The organism is Serratia sp. T13T92 (genome assembly GCF_047530105.1).
GTDB lineage: Bacteria > Pseudomonadota > Gammaproteobacteria > Enterobacterales > Enterobacteriaceae > Chania > Chania fonticola.
On the sequence record NZ_JBLJAK010000012.1, the window covers coordinates 103725 to 122436 of the forward strand.

General features: G+C 50.7%; 17 protein-coding genes. 5 read left to right on the top strand and 12 right to left on the bottom strand.

Going from position 1 to position 18712, the window contains the following annotated elements; genetic code table 11:
* Positions 1-138: 138 nt before the first annotated feature.
* From ACMV5I_RS13775 to ACMV5I_RS13795, 5 genes are all read right to left on the bottom strand, one after another.
* Positions 139-441, bottom strand: a complete 303-nt coding sequence (locus ACMV5I_RS13775) for a hypothetical protein (RefSeq protein WP_121608390.1) — start codon at positions 439-441, stop codon at positions 139-141.
* Positions 442-1061: 620 nt separating this feature from the next.
* On the bottom strand, positions 1062-1802 hold the full coding sequence (locus ACMV5I_RS13780) for a hypothetical protein (protein WP_414824593.1): 741 nt from the start codon (positions 1800-1802) through the stop codon (positions 1062-1064).
* A 204-nt stretch (positions 1803-2006) separates the two neighbouring features.
* On the bottom strand, positions 2007-3269 hold the full coding sequence (locus tag ACMV5I_RS13785) for a type II toxin-antitoxin system HipA family toxin (protein WP_414824594.1): 1263 nt from the start codon (positions 3267-3269) through the stop codon (positions 2007-2009).
* Positions 3256-3600: a helix-turn-helix transcriptional regulator gene (locus tag ACMV5I_RS13790; RefSeq protein ID WP_121609070.1), complete on the bottom strand. Its 345-nt coding sequence runs from the start codon at positions 3598-3600 to the stop codon at positions 3256-3258. Before ACMV5I_RS13790 ends, ACMV5I_RS13785 begins: the two co-directional genes overlap by 14 nt.
* Positions 3601-3777: 177 nt before the next feature.
* Positions 3778-4980: an NAD(P)/FAD-dependent oxidoreductase gene (locus ACMV5I_RS13795; RefSeq protein WP_121608387.1), complete on the bottom strand. Its 1203-nt coding sequence runs from the start codon at positions 4978-4980 to the stop codon at positions 3778-3780.
* A gap of 304 nt (positions 4981-5284) precedes the next feature.
* Here ACMV5I_RS13795 and pitA point away from each other — a divergent pair, with 304 nt between their 5' ends.
* Positions 5285-6790: an inorganic phosphate transporter PitA gene (gene pitA / locus ACMV5I_RS13800; RefSeq protein WP_411568170.1), complete on the top strand. Its 1506-nt coding sequence runs from the start codon at positions 5285-5287 to the stop codon at positions 6788-6790.
* Positions 6791-6855: 65 nt separating this feature from the next.
* On the opposite strand, the gene uspB is transcribed toward pitA, so the two are convergent.
* The gene (gene uspB / locus ACMV5I_RS13805; RefSeq protein WP_021181771.1) at positions 6856-7191 is read right to left on the bottom strand and encodes a universal stress protein UspB; all 336 of its coding nucleotides are present in this window, start codon (positions 7189-7191) and stop codon (positions 6856-6858) included.
* Between the two features lie 553 nt (positions 7192-7744).
* Between uspB and uspA the strand changes: the two genes are divergently transcribed.
* Together uspA and gdhA are read left to right on the top strand one after the other, a co-directional pair.
* Complete coding sequence (uspA, locus tag ACMV5I_RS13810; protein WP_021181773.1) at positions 7745-8179, top strand: universal stress protein UspA; 435 nt, start codon at positions 7745-7747, stop codon at positions 8177-8179.
* 182 nt (positions 8180-8361) lie between these two features.
* Positions 8362-9705 carry an NADP-specific glutamate dehydrogenase gene (gene gdhA, locus ACMV5I_RS13815; protein ID WP_021181774.1) on the top strand — a complete coding sequence of 448 codons (1344 nt, stop codon included), beginning with the start codon at positions 8362-8364 and terminating at the stop codon, positions 9703-9705.
* A 69-nt stretch (positions 9706-9774) separates the two neighbouring features.
* On the opposite strand, the gene ACMV5I_RS13820 is transcribed toward gdhA, so the two are convergent.
* The 3 genes from ACMV5I_RS13820 to prlC form a co-directional block, all read right to left on the bottom strand.
* Positions 9775-11667 carry a bifunctional metallophosphatase/5'-nucleotidase gene (locus ACMV5I_RS13820; RefSeq protein ID WP_261147133.1) on the bottom strand — a complete coding sequence of 631 codons (1893 nt, stop codon included), beginning with the start codon at positions 11665-11667 and terminating at the stop codon, positions 9775-9777.
* 130 nt (positions 11668-11797) lie between these two features.
* Positions 11798-12544 (bottom strand): 16S rRNA (guanine(1516)-N(2))-methyltransferase RsmJ, encoded by a 747-nt coding sequence (gene rsmJ / locus ACMV5I_RS13825; RefSeq protein ID WP_121608384.1) that lies wholly within the window; start codon positions 12542-12544, stop codon positions 11798-11800.
* Between the two features lie 8 nt (positions 12545-12552).
* Entirely contained in the window at positions 12553-14595 is a 2043-nt protein-coding gene (prlC, locus tag ACMV5I_RS13830) for an oligopeptidase A (protein ID WP_202671895.1), read from the bottom strand.
* 443 nt (positions 14596-15038) lie between these two features.
* Between prlC and ACMV5I_RS13835 the strand changes: the two genes are divergently transcribed.
* Positions 15039-15518: an Hcp family type VI secretion system effector gene (locus ACMV5I_RS13835; protein WP_037376510.1), complete on the top strand. Its 480-nt coding sequence runs from the start codon at positions 15039-15041 to the stop codon at positions 15516-15518.
* Between the two features lie 31 nt (positions 15519-15549).
* On the opposite strand, the gene ACMV5I_RS13840 is transcribed toward ACMV5I_RS13835, so the two are convergent.
* From ACMV5I_RS13840 to ACMV5I_RS13850, 3 genes are read right to left on the bottom strand one after another with little or no spacing between them, the layout of a single operon-like run.
* Positions 15550-16056: a hypothetical protein gene (locus ACMV5I_RS13840; protein ID WP_414824596.1), complete on the bottom strand. Its 507-nt coding sequence runs from the start codon at positions 16054-16056 to the stop codon at positions 15550-15552.
* Positions 16057-16092: 36 nt separating this feature from the next.
* Positions 16093-16563 carry a DUF1240 domain-containing protein gene (locus ACMV5I_RS13845; protein ID WP_414824597.1) on the bottom strand — a complete coding sequence of 157 codons (471 nt, stop codon included), beginning with the start codon at positions 16561-16563 and terminating at the stop codon, positions 16093-16095.
* A complete protein-coding gene (locus ACMV5I_RS13850; RefSeq protein ID WP_414824598.1) occupies positions 16560-17435 on the bottom strand; it encodes a hypothetical protein in 876 nt (291 codons plus the stop codon). The genes ACMV5I_RS13845 and ACMV5I_RS13850 overlap by 4 nt, the downstream gene beginning before the upstream one ends.
* Positions 17436-17737: 302 nt before the next feature.
* Here ACMV5I_RS13850 and ACMV5I_RS13855 point away from each other — a divergent pair, with 302 nt between their 5' ends.
* Positions 17738-18580 (top strand): 23S rRNA (adenine(2030)-N(6))-methyltransferase RlmJ, encoded by an 843-nt coding sequence (locus tag ACMV5I_RS13855; protein ID WP_021181782.1) that lies wholly within the window; start codon positions 17738-17740, stop codon positions 18578-18580.
* Positions 18581-18712: the final 132 nt, after the last annotated feature.

Consider the following 18712-nt stretch of genomic DNA (forward strand, 5'->3'; position numbering starts at 1 on the left):
TCTATTGAATTTTAATAAATACGTCAATTATGAGCACTTAATCAAGTCAACTTCGGCAGCAAATATAGAGGCAACCCGAATATATCGATGAAATATTCGAACTATTCATCCACATGGCATGGATATTAATAGTGGCTGCTAGGGTTCGATTTGCGCACGTAAATACGCCAGTGCGCTTTGACTGTAGCTCTCCCCTTGAGTCAATTTCTTGATCAAGCCTTGGGCCTCCAGCACCATACCAAGACGATGTAATTCCTGATGCTGCGGAAGTACATCCGCAAACGCATTAAGCAGGATAATCGACGGCATGATTTTTTCTGCGCAAGTGCCTACTGCGCCAGGTTCATCCCCCCTGGCCGGACAGGGCAAGCTGTCCGTATGGCGATGTTGGCATGCCTGTAACAAGGTAATTGCCTGTTGAATTTCATGACTCCATGGCATAACCACTTTCCTCTGAGACTGATTGCCTTGCCTAGATATGATTAATAATCAGTACGTTAACATTCATTAACGACTCACAACAAACCACAAGCGCCCCTAACCAAGCTGGCCCTATACAAGATAGGTTTTTCCAGCCATGGTTTATTGATATAGGTCACATTGCATAAAGATCGCCAAATTTTTATATCCCACCAATGGTTAGGATAATTCGCAGAATTTCTATGATGCAACATTTTTTACTTAAAAAAAGATAAAATTCCTACTGCGATCTCTATCTATCCCTAACCTAAATTGGGTAAAAAAAACCAGATATTGCGATAAATTACCCATTAAAAACAATAAAAAAACGCGTTCGCAAGATGCAGGAGGATATTCTGAAAAAAACACGATAGTTGTAAACGTAAAGTTATTACTAACAAGATTATTCCTGCACACCATTTGTTATCTCGAAAACGGCCAAGAGCAAGGTCTTGCTGGCCGAAAGGTAAGCGTTCACCCTGCCATGAGGCGTTAGCAGCTGCAGGGGGCAGGAGATGCCGGGGTGTCTAAGGTGTCTGAGTAAGCTGGAAACAGGCCTGAAGCCGAACATGGCCTCAGATTTTGAGGCCATGTTCACGCAATTACGGTTTCTTGCAGGGAGCAGGGGCGTATTTAGCATCCCCAGGAAACGCCTGCGGTTGGCAATCAGGCAGACCCGGCAGCGCCATTTCATAAACCGCCACGCTAATCACGCCGGTATTCTCTTTTTCGCCCGCCAGTGAACTCGCAGCGTAGGAATCATCGGGTTTTGCGAAACGGAATGCAGCAACAGACGAATCACTTTTACGGAAGCCCTCAATCACCAGGGTTCCTTTTGGGGAGACCAGATAGCCGGAATTGCGCAGTGAACCACTGCGGCCTGAAATCACGTCCAGGCCGTCAACCGCGGTTACCACCTCATAGGTTTTGCTGGGGCTGGTGTTATAGAAGAACAGCTGGTAGCGCTCGCCGTCATTGGCAGAGAATGAAAACTCGCCATTTTTATAGCGATTGAGCGCGAAATCCCGATTGTTTTCGGTCTGCACCCGCATTCTGACGGAAGACAACACGATCTCATTGGTGTACTGCCCATTATTGGAAGCTGCCGCGCTGTACAACACTTTGGCGACACTGTCTGGAGAGGAATGCATACGCTTCGCGTCAACGGTGGTCACTTTGGAGTAAACGTCCTCACCCCATGCAGTTCCCAGTTTATGTTCTTGGGCGACTGGAGCCGGTGCAGCGGCAGGATCAGCCGCCACGCGTGAAGAGGAAATCTTTTGGCTACAGCCGGAAACCAGCACCAGAGAAGCCAGTAATGCCAAACCGCATTTGATTTTCATCAGCAGAACTTTCCTTGTTATTATTTGAATAAGAGTGCGCTTGTCTCAACGCACGAGCCGAGTCCATTATTCTGAGTTATTTCTGATGTTTCTATCTCCAAAGCTCCTAAAGTGGACGTTCCAAAACTGATAATAATCAATTAACAGAGAAAATTGGCTTCCACTTTGCCAATGCAGACACCCTGCGATCCCATCAATGTAGGATCATAACCTTGAAAAAGGATTTAAGAATTGCCGGTGCCACAGCATCCTGCGATCAACCTCTGAAACCTCGGCCTCATCGCATACCTGCTGCCAATGATTCTCAATGACTGAACACTGCTGATCAAAGATGTTTTCTGCTTCCGACGCGGTCAAAAGAAAAGCGTGGGCCGCATCAATGCAACAACTTCGCTTACTGAGCCGCGTATTGCCAACAATGAGCATCGCCTGTGATGCTTCGTTTCCTGCACGGCCTTGTGGGCAAATGTCGTAAGCGGGGGTGAGTGTCAGGGTGCTTCCATCCCAGAACGCCGCATGATTCCTGGCATGATCGTCCGTATTCCCGCATAAAATATTAAAGCACAATCGAGAAAACAGCTCTTTCAGCGTTTCCTTAGGCTGTTGAAAACGCGTACGAATGATTTCTGCCAGTGTTTCATAACTCGCATATCTCGCCATCATGTCATCCAGCTCAAACAGAGTCAGCGCAGATACCATCAAGCGACGTGTCCATCCCCGCTTTGTTCTCTCCCTGTCGAATCGCTTGATGAGCAGCACATCTTTTTTGGCCGCTTTGAGCAGACTAACCGGCGCTACGTTCAAACCAACCAACGCAGCTAGCCGCATGGCAATATATTCAGCCTTAACCACACTATAGAGATCCGAACTGGCCGAAAATTTTGCTATGTACTTTTCACCCTCCGCTTCGATCAGCGCTTTTGGACGCGCGCCACCAATAGAACTCCCATGAAAGAGGGCTTGATCAAGTTCAGGAGTCAGAGGTATCCCTTTTTCAACTCGCTCAACAGAATGCATTAACTCTTCAACGGTGACATTAATCGCTGAGCGGGGTTCATAAATCGAGGGGGAGCGTTGATAGTCCAGAGCCCCGATCCTGTCCGAGCCTGATTCAAGTAAATAGGTTAATTCATCCAAAGCGGCTGTATCAGTATCAGAACCTTTTCTTCCGAGTTTGCGATTAAGAATAACACGCCGTCCCCATGCGTCAGGAGAGCTATCTCTAAGACAGCCTGGCATACCCAACCCTGGCAGCAGAGGGATAAACCCTTTTTTCAAAGGGAGTTCAGGTTCATAGATGGAAATAGCACGAGGCTCATCACGAATGCGCTCCAGATAACTTTTACCATAGTTGAATAGTAGACTTTCCCCCTCCCGGGTGACTACTCCTGCGACAACGGGTTGAGTTTCATTCGGTAACCAGATCCAGACATAGGCTTCGTTATATTCCCTATTAGAAATCATCATTCACCTCCTTGGATATTTTCCTGGCGCGCCGTGGCAGAAGGCTAAGCTTTTCTTCAGTTCGGGTACGGTGACCGATAATCGTGCTCACCTCTGCGTCTTCGTCAAATAACCTGACTCCGACAATTTTGGCCACCTCGAAGACAACGCCAATCCCGCAGCGAGGATCCGCTTTCTCAATGCGCTGCAGTAGGCCTCTAGAAATGCCCGCGCGTTCAGCTACCTCACTGGTCGTCAGCTTTCGCTCGAGCCTTGCCGCACGAATAGACACAGCAAGCAGCCCTAGAGCTTCCTCTGTGTAACGCGAATAGGCTCTTACAATAGACTTTGGCATTCTTATGCCCCACATAATTCATATAAGGTTCATTAAAGGTGATAATGGGCTATATGTAAACCATATGAGGATTAAATGATCACCCTATCAACTGTATGAAGTGAGTCATATACGAACCATAAAACCCATTAATGAATCATATATGGCTCATTAATGTGAGCTTATCGCAAATCACTTTTAAGATCTTTGTATAGCAGCCAAAGCCTGCGCGCAGGCCCAAGCGGAACTCCAGGCCCACTGGAAGTTATAGCCCCCCAGCCAGCCCGTCACGTCCACTACCTCACCGATAAAGTACAGACCCGGGACCTTACTCGCCTCCATGGTTTTGGAAGAAAGCTCCTTGGTGTCCACACCGCCCAGGGTCACCTCTGCTGTGCGGTAACCCTCGGTGCCATTGGGTTGCACGCGCCAGTCTTGCAAACTATCAACCAATGCTGTCTGCTGCGTTGGAGTGAGTTGCTTCAACGTGGCCTCCGGCAGTTGCCCCAATTCTTGCAGTAATTCCACCAGGCGCTTGGGCAAATGCAAAGCCAGGGTGTTTTTCAGGCTCTGGTTAGGATGTGCCTGGCGCTGTTCGTTAAGGAAGCCCACCAGGTCTAGCGTCGGAAGTAAGTTAATGCTCACAAACTCACCAGGCTGCCAGTAGCTGGAGATCTGCAAGATAGCCGGACCAGAAAGCCCCCGATGCGTAAACAGGATGCTTTCACGAAAGCTAGTGCCATCTTCCGCTGTGACCACTGCGGGAACCGAAACGCCAGACAGCGCCTGGGATTGCTCCAACAACGGCTTATGCAGCGTAAAGGGCACCAAACCGGCCCGGGTCGGCAACACTTTCAGGCCAAACTGTTCCGCCAGCTTATAGCCAAAGGGAGTGGCCCCCAGGCCCGGCATGGAAAGCCCACCGCTCGCCACCACAAGTGAGCGAGCACTCACACTCTCTCCGTTAAGTGCCAATTCGAAGCCCTGGTCGGTTTTTTCGACGCTCAGGACCTCGCTGCGCAGGCGCGTTACCACCTGACCCAGTTCGCACTCTTGTACCAACAGATCAACGACCTGTTGCGCAGAATCATCACAAAACAGCTGCCCCAAGGTTTTTTCGTGGTAAGCGATGCCGTAGCGGTTAATCAGATCGATAAAATCCCATTGGGTGTAGCGTGCCAATGCCGATTTGCAGAAATGGGGGTTATGCGAGAGGTAGGCCGCCGGTTCAGCGGACATGTTGGTGAAGTTACAGCGCCCACCACCAGACATCAGGATCTTGCGGCCCGGTTTTTTGCCGTTGTCGAGTAATAGCACCCGGCAACCCAGTTGCCCTGCCTGCGCAGCACAAAACATCCCTGCGGCACCCGCGCCAATGACGACAACATCAAACTGTTCCACCCAAACCTCTCTTTGCAATAACCACAGCAATCGCGGCAACAAGAGCGTATTTTACGCCTTTTACGTGCCTGTATACCGCTAAATCCGCGGTGAGGGATTGTAAAGGCATCGGCAGGCCAACGCCAACGTAAGAAAATGTAACGGGCATAAACGGCAGTAACATGCTGAAATTGCATCGATTCAACACTGTTCAAACCCTTTGTACATCAGAGAAATCAAAAAAACGTCATATTTTCCTTTTCCCCGACACCGGTTGTCGCCGATAATGCGCGGCGTTCATGTCCACAAACCTGGCGTAACGCTTATGCTGCATTTGTTCACTGGCCTGGATTTCCATACCGGCCTGATGTTAATTCTCGCATTGTTGTTCGTGCTGTTCTATGAGGCCATTAACGGCTTCCATGATACGGCCAATGCGGTCGCTACTGTAATTTACACCCGTGCTATGCGCTCGCAACTTGCGGTCGTTATGGCTGGCCTGTTCAACTTTCTTGGCGTGATGCTCGGCGGTTTGAGTGTTGCCTACGCCATTGTGCACCTGCTACCAACCGATCTGTTGTTGAACGTCAGTTCAGCACACGGGTTAGCCATGGTCTTCTCCATGTTGTTGGCGGCAATTATCTGGAACCTCGGTACCTGGTATCTTGGGCTACCGGCCTCCAGCTCCCACACCCTGATTGGCGCCATTATCGGTGTCGGCTTGACCAATGCGTTGGTGACCAGCACCTCCGTGGTCGACGCGCTGAACGTGCCAAAAATGATCAGCATCTTCCTGTCGCTTATCTTCTCCCCGTTGATCGGGATGATAATTGCCGGGCTGATGGTGTTTATGCTGCGCCGCTATTGGAGCAATACCAAAAAGCGTCAGCGTATTCATATGACTCCGGCGGAACGTGAAAAGGTCGATGGCAAACGCAAGCCACCGTTCTGGACACGTATCGCTCTGATCCTATCTGCTATCGGCGTAAGCTTCTCACACGGCGCGAACGACGGTCAGAAAGGTATCGGTCTGATTATGTTGGTGCTGATCGGTGTTGCCCCTGCAGGCTTCGTGCTCAATATGAGTGCGACCGGTTACGACATTACCCGTACCCGTGATGCCGTGAGCCACCTGCAGCAATTCTACCAAAAGCATGGCGATTCTCTGGCACACGTGGCCACACAGACGCCATTGGTTCCTGCGCCTCAGAATGCGGCTCCAACGCCTGATCAACCGGTTGAGTTCCACTGCGACAGCTCACGTGCCCTGATCGCCGTTGAGCGCTCTCTGGACCTGCTGAACAATCTGCAAAACTACGATCAGCTGACGGTAGAGCAGCGCAGCCATCTGCGCCGCCTGCTGATGTGCGTGACCGAGACTGCAGACAAGGTGGCCAAGCTGCCGGAAACCTCAGTGGAAGATCAACGCTTCCTGAAGAATCTGCGTTCAGACCTGTTGGAAACCGTTGAATATGCACCAACCTGGATTATCGTCGCGGTAGCCCTGGCGCTGTCCCTCGGTACCATGGTGGGCTGGCGACGCGTTGCTACCACTATCGGTGAGAAAATCGGTAAGAAAGGCATGACCTACGCTCAGGGGGTGTCGGCACAGATGACGGCCGCCCTGTCGATTGGCGTGGCCAGCTATACCGGTATGCCGGTTTCCACTACCCAAGTACTGTCTTCGGCGGTTGCCGGAACGATGCTGGTGGATGGCGGTGGTGTGCAGAGCAAAACCATCAAGAGCATCTTGTTGGCCTGGGTTCTGACCCTGCCAGTCTCGATTTTGCTTTCCGGTGGCCTGTATTGGCTGGCGCTGAAAGTGATTTGACGATTGCTCGATACAAAAATGGCGGCCAAAATGGCCGCCATTTTTTTTGCCTTGCTATCGCCGGCCTAATACCAGATCGCCAATGCCACCAGGCTGATCACCACTAGCCCACACAGCGATGAAGTCAGCACAAACTGGCTGCGGACACGCTGACAGCGGCGGATGAATTCCGGGTCGTGGTGCTCCATATAGCGTTGCGTAAAGATATAGCGCACCAGCCGTATCTGCTTGCTCGGCTGGCCGTGCGAAGTAAAGAACCCTCCGCCATCGACGTATTGGTAAAGTAACGGGTCGCAGCCGCGTAAAACAAATAGCAGCGCACGCAGAGAAGAAAAATACCGGGCCATGTTAATCACACAGACCACACACAATGCCCAAAACAGCGCGACGGTACTAATCATGATAGCCCCCTCAAGGCGTTGTTATCCCGGACACCCGCCGGGCCAACGGCCCTACTTCATACCTTATGCTGCCGGAGCCTTGGCTCCCATCCCCCTAGCACCTTACGGACCCGAATCTACCCACAACCTCTGACCGCTTGATGAACAGGCATTACAGCGATCAGAGGAAATAAGTGGGGCCCACATTCACTAGTGTAGAATAATGATACGCAAACAGATCCCGGTGCCGCATAAAATTTACAGTCAGGGCCAAATTCTTCATCTACCCGCTCTCCGCTCGGATAACCGTCATAAGCTATACTTTGAGCAACAATGCTTATAATTCAATCGTTCAAACGGCGGATAACCGTATAAGCCATAGGATTTTTTGCCCCGGCGGTGTAAAACGGGTGGGGTAAACGTATAAACAAGGGTGATTGATGCGATGCAGTGTGATCGCCCCAACATATCATTGTGTTATCTGGATGGTACTATGCAGGTAAGGCGAAAGCGCCAAGCTGGAACACTGAATGCCTGCCCCCTTTAATCGGCATTATATGGAAGGAGTATTCTCATGGCTTACAAACACATACTGATTGCGGTTGACCTATCACCGGAAAGTAAAATCCTGGTCGAGAAAGCGGTATCAATGGCGCGGCCGTACAATGCCAAAGTCTCTCTGATCCACGTTGATGTAAACTATTCCGATCTGTATACCGGCCTGATCGACGTCAATCTGGGCGATATGCAAAAGCGTATTTCCGAAGAAACCCACCATGCATTAACCGAGCTGTCGCAAAATGCGGGCTATCCCATCACCGAAACCCTGAGCGGCAGCGGCGATCTGGCGCAGGTGCTGGTTGATGCGATTAAAAAATACGATATGGACTTGGTATTGTGTGGACACCACCAGGATTTCTGGAGCAAGTTGATGTCCTCTGCGCGCCAGTTAATCAATACGGTACACATTGATATGCTGATTGTGCCGCTGCGCGACGAAGAAAAGTAAGTATTCGCTAACCTGTTTGGCCAACGCCCGCCCTGCGCGGGCGTTTTTCATGGTTTCCTGTTATTTATTGCTTGTTAATCAGCCACCCCACAGTGATATAGTCGAGGTAGACACAACATCCTCCCCAACTGTGAGACACATCATAAAAACAGGGGAACCAATATGCTAAACAGGAGCTATCCATGGAACAGGCTGTATCGCTAGAATCCTTTCTAAAATCCTTACAACGTCATAACTCGCATCAACCGGAATATCTGCAGGCAGTGCGTGAAGTCTTTACCTCTCTGTGGCCATTCATCGAGCGTAATCCTCATTATCGTGACCACGCCCTGTTAGAGCGCCTGGTAGAGCCTGAGCGTATCATTCAGTTTCGCGTCAGTTGGGTCGACGATCAGGGCAAAGTACGGGTAAACCGCGCCTACCGTATCCAGTTCAACTCCGCCATTGGGCCGTATAAAGGGGGAATGCGTTTCCACCCTTCGGTTAACACCTCTATTCTGAAGTTCCTCGGTTTCGAACAGACCTTCAAGAATGCCCTGACCACGCTGCCTATGGGCGGCGGCAAGGGTGGCTCAGACTTTGATCCCAAAGGCAAAAGCCAGGGCGAAGTCATGCGCTTCTGCCAATCGCTGATGACCGAGCTTTATCGTCATCTGGGCCCAGATACTGACGTGCCAGCCGGGGATATCGGCGTAGGTGGCCGCGAAGTGGGCTTTATGGCCGGCATGATGAAAAAACTGTCCAACAACACCAGCTGCGTATTCACCGGCAAAGGCCTGTCGTTCGGCGGCAGCCTGATCCGCCCGGAAGCCACCGGTTACGGCCTGGTCTACTTCACCGATTCAATGCTGCAGCGCCATGGCCTGGGCTTTGAAGGGATGCGTGTCGCGGTTTCCGGCTCCGGTAACGTGGCGCAATACACCATTGAGAAAGCGTTGGAGCTGGACGCGCGGGTGATCACCGTGTCCGATTCCGGCGGTACCGTAGTGGATGAAGCTGGCTTCACCACTGAAAAACTGGCGCATCTGGCCGAAATCAAAAACCAGCGCTATGGCCGAGTTGCCGATTACGCCCGCGAGCGTGGCCTGACCTATCTGGCCGGTGAAAGCCCGTGGAACGTGCCGGTGGATATCGCCCTGCCTTGTGCCACCCAGAACGAGCTGGATCTGGAAGCCGCACAGGTGCTGATCCGCAACGGGGTCAAAGCCGTGGCTGAAGGCGCTAATATGCCAACTACCATCCAGGCTACCGATGCCTTCCTGGAAGCGGGCGTGCTGTTCGCACCGGGCAAAGCCGCCAACGCCGGTGGTGTTGCCACTTCCGGGTTAGAGATGGCGCAAAACGCCGCGCGCCTTAACTGGCGGGCAGAGAAGGTCGATATCCGTTTACGTCACATCATGGCGGATATCCATCAGTCCTGCGTCGAGTACGGCGGCGAAGGCAAGCAAACGCATTACGTTCACGGCGCCAACATTGCCGGGTTCGTTAAGATTGCCGATGCGATGCTGGCTCAGGGCGTGCTCTAACCTTACCCCTGAATGAGAAATGCCGGCAGATTCGCCGGCATTTTTTTATCTGGTTAACTGAGTATTACCTCAATTAATAGCCTCGATAATCACCAACCGATCGTTTAACCGCTGTTTGATGACCGGATCGGTAGCCGCTTGCGCCTGTTGTTGCAGCGCTGCAACCTGTTGCTTCATCATTTGCGGGTCACTAAACAGTAATTCTTTGACGTTGATGGAGGCCACGTTGGTATAACGCCCATCATCGGTGGTCGGCACGCTGATCTTGCCGTCATTGAGCAGCTTGTCCACAATCTTGCGCTCACGTTCGTACCCTTCCAGCCCCACCAGCTTCCAGCGGTGCATCGCTTTGCCCTGATACTCGCCCTTCTTCACCTCGGTCAGATAGCGAATGGTGAGATTACGGATAGTCCCCGCTTCCTCACCGAATTCCGCCTTGGTATCTGACAGCACCGGGAACTGCATACCTTCCAGTACGCCGCCTTTTTGCGTCAGGTGACCCATGCGATAGCTGTTCATCCCCAACTGGATCGGCGTGCTGTCGGTCACCGGAGTGCCGTCGTTCAATTTCAGCTCGGTGATGCGCTGCCCAACGGGTTTACGCAGGTCGATGGTATAAGTCACGCCGTCAAAGAAGTCATTGGTTGAGTATTTGGACGATCGGCGCTGTGGGTTAAAGCTGTAGGTGACATCGCCATCATGCTGCTGGTTGAAGTAGTCCGCTGACCACTCCATGTACTTTTTCAGCTCTTTACCGGTCAGTTGGTAGACGGTGATTTCACCACCGGCATATTGATAATTGAAGGCGATATCCTTGGCGGTGATGGTGCCCACGTTCAGCTTCGGCCTGTCGTTATCAATCTGCAACGCGATCACCTGGGCCTTAGGCGCGTAGTGACGGGCAGCCTCCTGATACAGGGCGCTGATGCCGGTATCCTGAATATGTACCTGTGGAATACCTTTCACCGCGTCCGGCGGCACCAGATCCTGGCCGGTCAACTGAGCGATCGGCCGGTTGGCGTTGGCACGCAGGATGGTATGGAACGGTTGGTAGATCTCTTCGAGCTTTTTGTCGGAGCTGACGCCTTTGATCGGGTAGGTGTAGCTGTCTTTATTGATCAGCACGTATTTGCCATTTTGCTGCTCAAATTGCAGATCGATACGCGACAGCGCACGGCCGTATTTGTCCGGCTCGGTGACGATCACGCCGTTGATCACCTCTTTATCCACCTTGACGTGCATATGCCCGGCAACGATCGCCGCCAGCTCTGGGTTGGCCCGCGCGATGTCGCCCACCCCGGTGCCCGGCCGCTGGTTCTCATTATCGATCCCCATATGGGCCACCAGCACGATAGCGTCCACCTGGCCGTGGATCTGCTGGATCACTTTTTTCACCGCCTGCACCGGATCGGTAAACGTCAGGCCGTCGATGCGATCGGTGCCCTTGGCAAACTCGGCGGTCATCGGCGTATCCATGCCGATAATGCCAATCTTCACCCCCTGGCGCTCAACGATCTTATAGGCGGGCAGGTAAGGCTTGCCGCTGTCCCAGACGATATTGCCCGCCAGCGCGGTGCCTTTGAACTGGCTGAGTGGAGTTGCCAGCGCCTTCAGGCCAAAATCGAATTCGTGGTTGCCCATCACCCATACGTCGTAATCCAGCGCGTTAAAGCCAAGGATCATCGGGCTGGTCTTGTCGTTCTTGAAAGTTTCAACAAAGTTGCCCTGAATGGTGTCCCCGGCGTCTACCAGGATCACGTTCGGCTGCTGGGCACGGACTTTATGCACCTGGGTGGCAATCTGGCTGAGGCTGCCCGCCAGGTTCTCGGTGTCGGTAGAGTAATCCCAAGGCACGAAGGTGCCATGCAGATCGGAAGTGCCCAGAATGGTGATATTTACCGGTTCAGCGGCCATGGCAGAGGTACTCAAGCAAAGCAGCAGGGAAAGCAGCGTCTTTTTCATCATGTTGTTTCATTATAGTTGATTGTAATTAAACAGGATTATGCGACGCACATCTCAGCGTTACCAGTGACATTGCAGAATGAGCATGGGAAATGTGAGGAAGTTCAATGAATACCCCCTCACGTTTATCTTACAGTGGCATATAAATATCGAAACGGTGATTTTTGGTGGTCGTGGCAGCATGAGCGGGAACATCGGCCAGCGGAGGGGCATAGTCCGGTCGTTTCACCACGACCCTTTTGGTGGCCAGCCTGCGGGCAGGCTCCAGCAAACCGTCGGCATCATCATCACTGCCCACCAGCGACTGAAATACCCGCATCTCTTTTTTCACCAACGCACTCTTCTGCTTATGCGGATACATTGGGTCGAGATACACCACTTCCGGGCGTGGATCAAGATCGCTCAGCGCCGTCAGGCTGGAGGCATGAAGCAACGTCATACGTTCACGTAGCCAAGGGCCGATCTCCGCATCCTGATAGCCCCGTTGCAAACCGTCTTCCAGCAACGCAGCGACTACCGGATCACGCTCCAACATACGAACCTGGCAACCCAGCGATGCCAACACAAACGCATCACGCCCTAACCCGGCAGTGGCATCCACCACGCTAGGCACATAACTACCTTTGATGCCTACCGCTTTGGCCACCGCTTCGCCACGGCCGCCGCCGAAACGCCGCCGATGGGCCATCGGGCCAGAGATAAAATCGACGTAGATAGCGCCAAGCTTTGGCTCGTCGCGCTTACGCAGCTCCAACCGTTCTGGCGTCAGCACCAGCGCCATCGTCGCATCTTCGTCGCTGGTTAGCTGCCAACGATCGGCCAAAATAGACAAGGCGCCGGGATCGGCGCCTGCTTCACACAATAAAAACACGCTCACTTGGCGGGTTACCCTTTAATACCGTAATGGCGCAGCATAGCATCCAGCTTCGGTTCACGGCCACGGAAGCGTTTGAACAATTCCATCGGCTCTTCGGAACCCCCGCGTGACAGGATGTTATCGAGGAAGGATTGACCGGTTTCAGCGTTGAAAATCCCTTCATCTTCAAAGCGCGAGTAGGCATCTGCCGACAACACTTCCGCCCACAGATAGCTGTAGTAACCCGCCGCATAGCCACCGGCAAAGATATGGCTGAATGCGTGTGGGAAACGGCCCCAGCTTGGTGAAGGGATCACTGCCACCATTTTCTTCACTTCGGCCAGGGTTGGCAGGATCTGCGCACCTTTTTCCGGGCTGTATTCGGCGTGCATACGGAAATCGAACAGGCCAAACTCCAACTGACGCAGGATAAACAGCGCCGCCTGATAGTTTTTCGCTTCCAGCATTTTGTCCAGCAGGGCTTTCGGCAGTGGTTCGCCAGTCTGGAAGTGACCAGAGATAAATGCCAATGCCTCCGGCTCCCAGCACCAGTTTTCCATAAACTGGCTTGGCAGCTCTACCGCATCCCAAGGCACACCGTTGATACCAGAAACCCCGGCGGTATCGATCTGCGTCAGCATATGGTGCAGACCGTGACCAAACTCATGGAACAGCGTGGTGACTTCGTTATGGGTAAACAGCGCCGGCTGGTCACCCAGTGGGCGGTTAAAGTTACAGGTCAGATAAGCCACCGGCTTTTGCAATTCGCCATTGGCTTTGCGCAGACTACCGACGCAATCATCCATCCATGCACCACCGCGCTTGTTCTCGCGGGCATACAAGTCCAGATAGAAGCTGCCACGCAGTTCACCTTTGGCATCGAACAGATCGAAGAAACGCACCTCTGGATGCCAGGTATCGACACCCTGACGCTCTTTGGCGGTGATACCGTAAATGCGGTTAACTACTTCGAACAGCCCTTCCAGCACACGCTGTTCCGGGAAATATGGGCGCAGTTGCTCATCACTGATGGAGAACAGATGTTGCTTCTGTTTTTCTCCGTAATAACTGATATCCCAAGCCTCTAGCTCATCCACACCATAGTGCTGCTTGGCAAAGGCACGAAGCTGTGCCAGTTCCTGTTCTGCCTGTGGGCGAGCGCGCTTGGCCAGATCGCTCAGGAAACCGAGCACCTGCTCCGGACTTTCTGCCATCTTGGTCGCCAGCGATTTGTCCGCATAGCTGGCAAAGCCCAGCAACTGTGCCAGTTCATGGCGCAGAGCCAGCGTTTCCGCCATTACTTCGCTGTTATCCCACTTACCGGCATTTGGCCCCTGATCGGAGGCCCGGGTGGTGAAGGCACGATACATCTCTTCACGCAGCGCCTGGTTATCGGCATAGGTCATTACCGGCAAATAGCTCGGCATATCCAGCGTCAGCAACCAGCCTTCCTGCTCTTTGGCCTGTGCCATCGCCTGAGCTTGGGCCAGCGCACTTTCCGGCAGGCCACTCAGTTCATTCACATCGGTAATCAACTTGCTCCAGCCCATGGTGGCATCGAGCACATTGTTGCTGTAGGTCGAACCCAGTTCGGACAGACGCGCCACGATCTCGCCGTAACGCTTTTGTTTTTCTTTTGGCAGGCCAATGCCCGACAGCTCAAAATCACGCAGCGCGTTTTCTACCGACTTGCGCTGTGGCGCGGTCAGTTTGGCAAAGCCTTCGCCCTCTTTCAGATTACGATAGGCCTGGTACAGCCCTTCATGCTGGCCCACCCAAGTACCGTATTCGGAAAGCAGCGGCAGCGCCTGTTCGTAAGCTTCGCGCAGTTCCGGGCTGTTTTTTACCGAGTTTAAGTGACCAACAGGTGACCAGATGCGTGACAGGCGATCGTCAGATTCGGCCAGCGGCTGACACAGATTTTCCCAGGTAAACGGCCCCGGTTGTGCCACGACGCGCTCAACCGCAGCACGGCAGTCAGCCAATGCGGATGTCACAGCAGGGACGATATCTTCAGGGCGAATGGCAGAAAACGGCGGTAAGGCAAACGGTGTCAGCAACGCATTGGTCATAGAGGAAGTCCTGATTAGGGTGGTGGACCCGATGCGCACATCAGGCCAGACAAAGATAAGCTTCTATCTAACATGGTGCCAACCAGTGGGAAAATCAATGGTCATGCGTGTCATTGAACCTGTTTCTTCACTCACGCGGATCGTTTAGTGAGGAAGATAGGCCACGATTGCATTAAGTAGATTAAGTAGGAAAGCGACAAGAATACCTCCCCGCTAAGTACCTATAAAATGCTCTCATTTGCGTTAATACACGTTTCAAACACGCTCACATACATACAGCATACTTTATGAGTCATTTTTATTTATTGATGAATATTATTATTCCTAGCTAAAAAATCAGCCTGTGCGCTAAAAACCATGTTAATTGAGGTTGTTTTGATACAAAATGGTTCGGTCTATTTTTAACCAACCCCAGCCACGAATTACATGACAAGGAGTTCATCATGGCAAATAATATCTACGCAACGATTAACGGAAAACAACAAGGGTTGATATCGGCAGGGTGTTCTACAGCGGATTCGATCGGTAACAAGCACCAATTAGGCCACGAAAACCAGATACTGGTTCTTAAGCTCGCGCATAACATCAGCCGGGGCGAAAATGTGATGCATAACCCAGTGATTTTTGTTAAACCACAGGATAAATCATCTCCTTTGTTTTTGCTGGCTATTTCTAATAACGAGTTGCTTAACCTTAAGTTTGATTTTTACCGCACATCACAAAATGGTGCCCAAGAGTTGTACTACACGATCGAACTCAGAGAGGCGACCATCGTAGATTTCAACATAAACTATCCCCACTGCTTAACGCATTCTAGTGCACAACCCGAAGAAATTATTTCCGTACGTTATAAAGATATTATCTGCCAACACCATATCGCTGGCACCTCAGGTTATAGCGTATGGGACGACAGAGTTTATTAATGACTAGCTGGGTCTCTTTTACCAAGAGGCCCTAACGTCTATAAACTGCGCTGGGTCTTTTAAGCACTTGGGTTCCTCTTTTTTTACATTCGCTGGCATCTTTAATGTAGAGGATTTCACTATTTGGGCCTGATTTCCAGCAGTAACCGTAGCCATGCACATCTAACACCGTGGTGAAGTGCCAATTAAAGATAATTGCGATTAAGAAATTAAACATAGTTATACGGCAAAACCACACTGTACAGGTTTTAATCTTGGTATAATGTTTATGTCCGTAGAGCTCAGTCTTTCCAGTAATAAGAACATAAAAACCTAGGATCATGAATAATGAATAAATTGGCACCCCAGCAATAATATAATCTTCTAACCTCTGGAATGGCACCACATCCGGGAAAGTAAACTTTACTTCATATTCTCTAACGATCTCAGGAACAAACCAAAAAGCGACAACACCAAGAAGAATAACCAGCAAAGCACTTAACCTATATTCGAACATTGCATAAATTACTTTCGTTCTGCTTTGCGGTTTTTTTTCCATGTTCTCTTATCGTTCTCCTCAAGGTGACTCTATTGATTATATAGCAGGCCTTGGTTTTCTCAGTAAAGACAAGCCTCTTTTTTTACATTCGCTGGCATCTTTGATATAGAGCGTCTCCGAATATAAACTTTTTTTCCAACAAGTGCCATAACCTTTTTGATGTAGGGCGCTAGTAAAATAAAAATTAAAAACAGTCACAAGCACAAAAAATAAGGCTGTTAAATATATACACAACATGCTAAATTTCTTTATTTTTGTTAAATCTTTCCTTCTTGTAACCAAGACATACCCTGACATCACCATCATCATTACGAATCCAAAGAAACCTGCCACCATATAATTCGCCATTAGATAAAATGACACAACATCTGGGTATGATAAGTAAGGTAATACCTTGCTTTTTAAAATGTACGGTACAAATAAAACACCAAGCAACCCAACAAAAAAGGAAAAGAGAAAACTCAGTTTCTCAGTGAAGGTCGTTTCTAATTCAATTTTATTTTTCATATTTTCTTATATAATAACTGACTATGCATACCTAATACATCCGATGTATTAGGTGCGGATTTCTCTAAATCTCTTATCTTTTTTATTATCATTTCAGATATCCCAAATTCTTCATCTATCGCATTAAGTGCAACTGCAGTGCCAAATAAAACAATTGCAACGATAATGAAAGTACCACCAATACTTACTGATGCCGCTGTCAAAATGAGTGCAGTTGCGGCCCTTGTACTAGCAGCAATTACGATTGCCTTAACCATATCAGCAGTAACATCCCCAAGGAATTTTGCAGTATCATTTCCATCTCTAAATATTAACTCAACAGAGCGAAAAGCTAATGAAGCATAAATACTCCATCTGACACCTGCTATTATACTATTATTAATACCTTTTTTTCCTAATCCTACACGGATTACCTGCATATTATTTAACGAATAACGCGTTCCATTTAAGATCCGTCTAATACCTGGGTAGCCGGTGATCTTGATTAACTTCTCGCCGTTTCTTCCGACATAAATGATGGCGGCAATCCCAAAGCCCCCCAATTTCCTGACCAGGTCAGCCGCAGAGTAGAAATCCTTTGCGTTGCCGCTATAGGTTGCAGCATATCCCAGATAGTCCAACCCTTCATCACGTGTGATATTTAGAAAACCCTCATCATGCTGCCGATCGCCTCTGCCAAACTCTCCAAAGCACTCCAGAACATCATAGGCTTCTTCTTTGGTAAGCAGCATGATGTGGCGCTGTTCGGCATTCATGCAAGCCTGGAATTTTTCTTCCGCAATTCGTCGGGCATAGGCGCCATGATCGGGTGGTGTGGGGAAGAGAGTGGAATTATTTCCCGTGAGATAGTTGGGGTATATTCTGTCTTTCATCGCGGCCTCCGGTTGCCTTATAAGAAAGTATTTCCATTTACTCATCCACTAATATAATTGAAATTCGGCATTGTATAAAGAACAATCAAGGCAAATTCCTCATAGCTATCACCTATTCTTGACTATACCGGCGTAGATCCCTCCAGGCTGCAACGCTTTTCGCTTTTTACCAGCAAGGCGGTTTATACTTGGTAGCTTAAATTCGTTGATCTACGAGTTTGCAGTAAACACGCAGAACTCTTTTGCATTTAATGAGTTGATTTTATTGAAAATAACTCGAAAATCAGGAAACACAAAACGCCATGTTAAGTTACCGCCACAGTTTTCACGCCGGCAACCACGCCGACGTGCTCAAGCACACCGTTCAGAGCCTGATCATTGAGGCGCTGAAAGAAAAAGATAAGCCGCTGCTGTACCTGGATACCCACTCCGGTGCCGGGCGCTATCAGCTGAGCGGTGAGCATGCCGAGCGCACCGGGGAATACCTGGAAGGCATCGGCCTACTGTGGCAACGTGACGATCTGCCAGAAGAGCTGGCGGCCTACATGAGCGTGGTGCACAACTTCAACCGCTCCGGCACCCTGCGTTACTACCCAGGCTCACCGCTGATCGCCCGCCAGTTGCTGCGCCCGCAGGATAAAATCCATCTGACAGAGCTGCACCCAAGTGATTTCCCGCTGCTGCGTAACGAATTCCAGAAAGACGAGCGCGCCAAAGTGCAGCGTGCCGATGGTTACCAGCAGTTAAAATCCCAGTTGCCGCCTCCGTCACGCCGTGGCCTGATCCTGATGGACCCGCCGTATGAGATGAAAACTGATTATCAAGATGTGGTGAAAGGCATTCAGGAAGGCTACAAACGTTTTGCTACCGGCACCTATGCTCTGTGGTATCCGGTGGTGATGCGCCAGCAGATCAAACGCATGCTCAAAGAGCTGGAAGCGACAGGCATCCGCCGTATCCTGCAAATCGAGCTGGCGGTGAAGCCCGACAGCGATCAACGCGGGATGACAGCTTCAGGCATGATCGTGATTAACCCACCTTGGAAGCTGGAACAGCAGATGAACAACGTGCTGCCGTGGCTACACAAGGTGCTGGTGCCGTCCGGTATCGGTCACCACCTGGTGAACTGGGTCGTACCAGAATAAGTTCGATGATGGTCGCCTGCCTGGGCGGCCATCCGTTTTTCCCTTCGCTATTCCCCCTGCTTGCTCCTCATTTTGCCGCGATCTTTTGCCGATCCTCATCACAACCGCAAAATAACTGTTTGCTTATTTTAC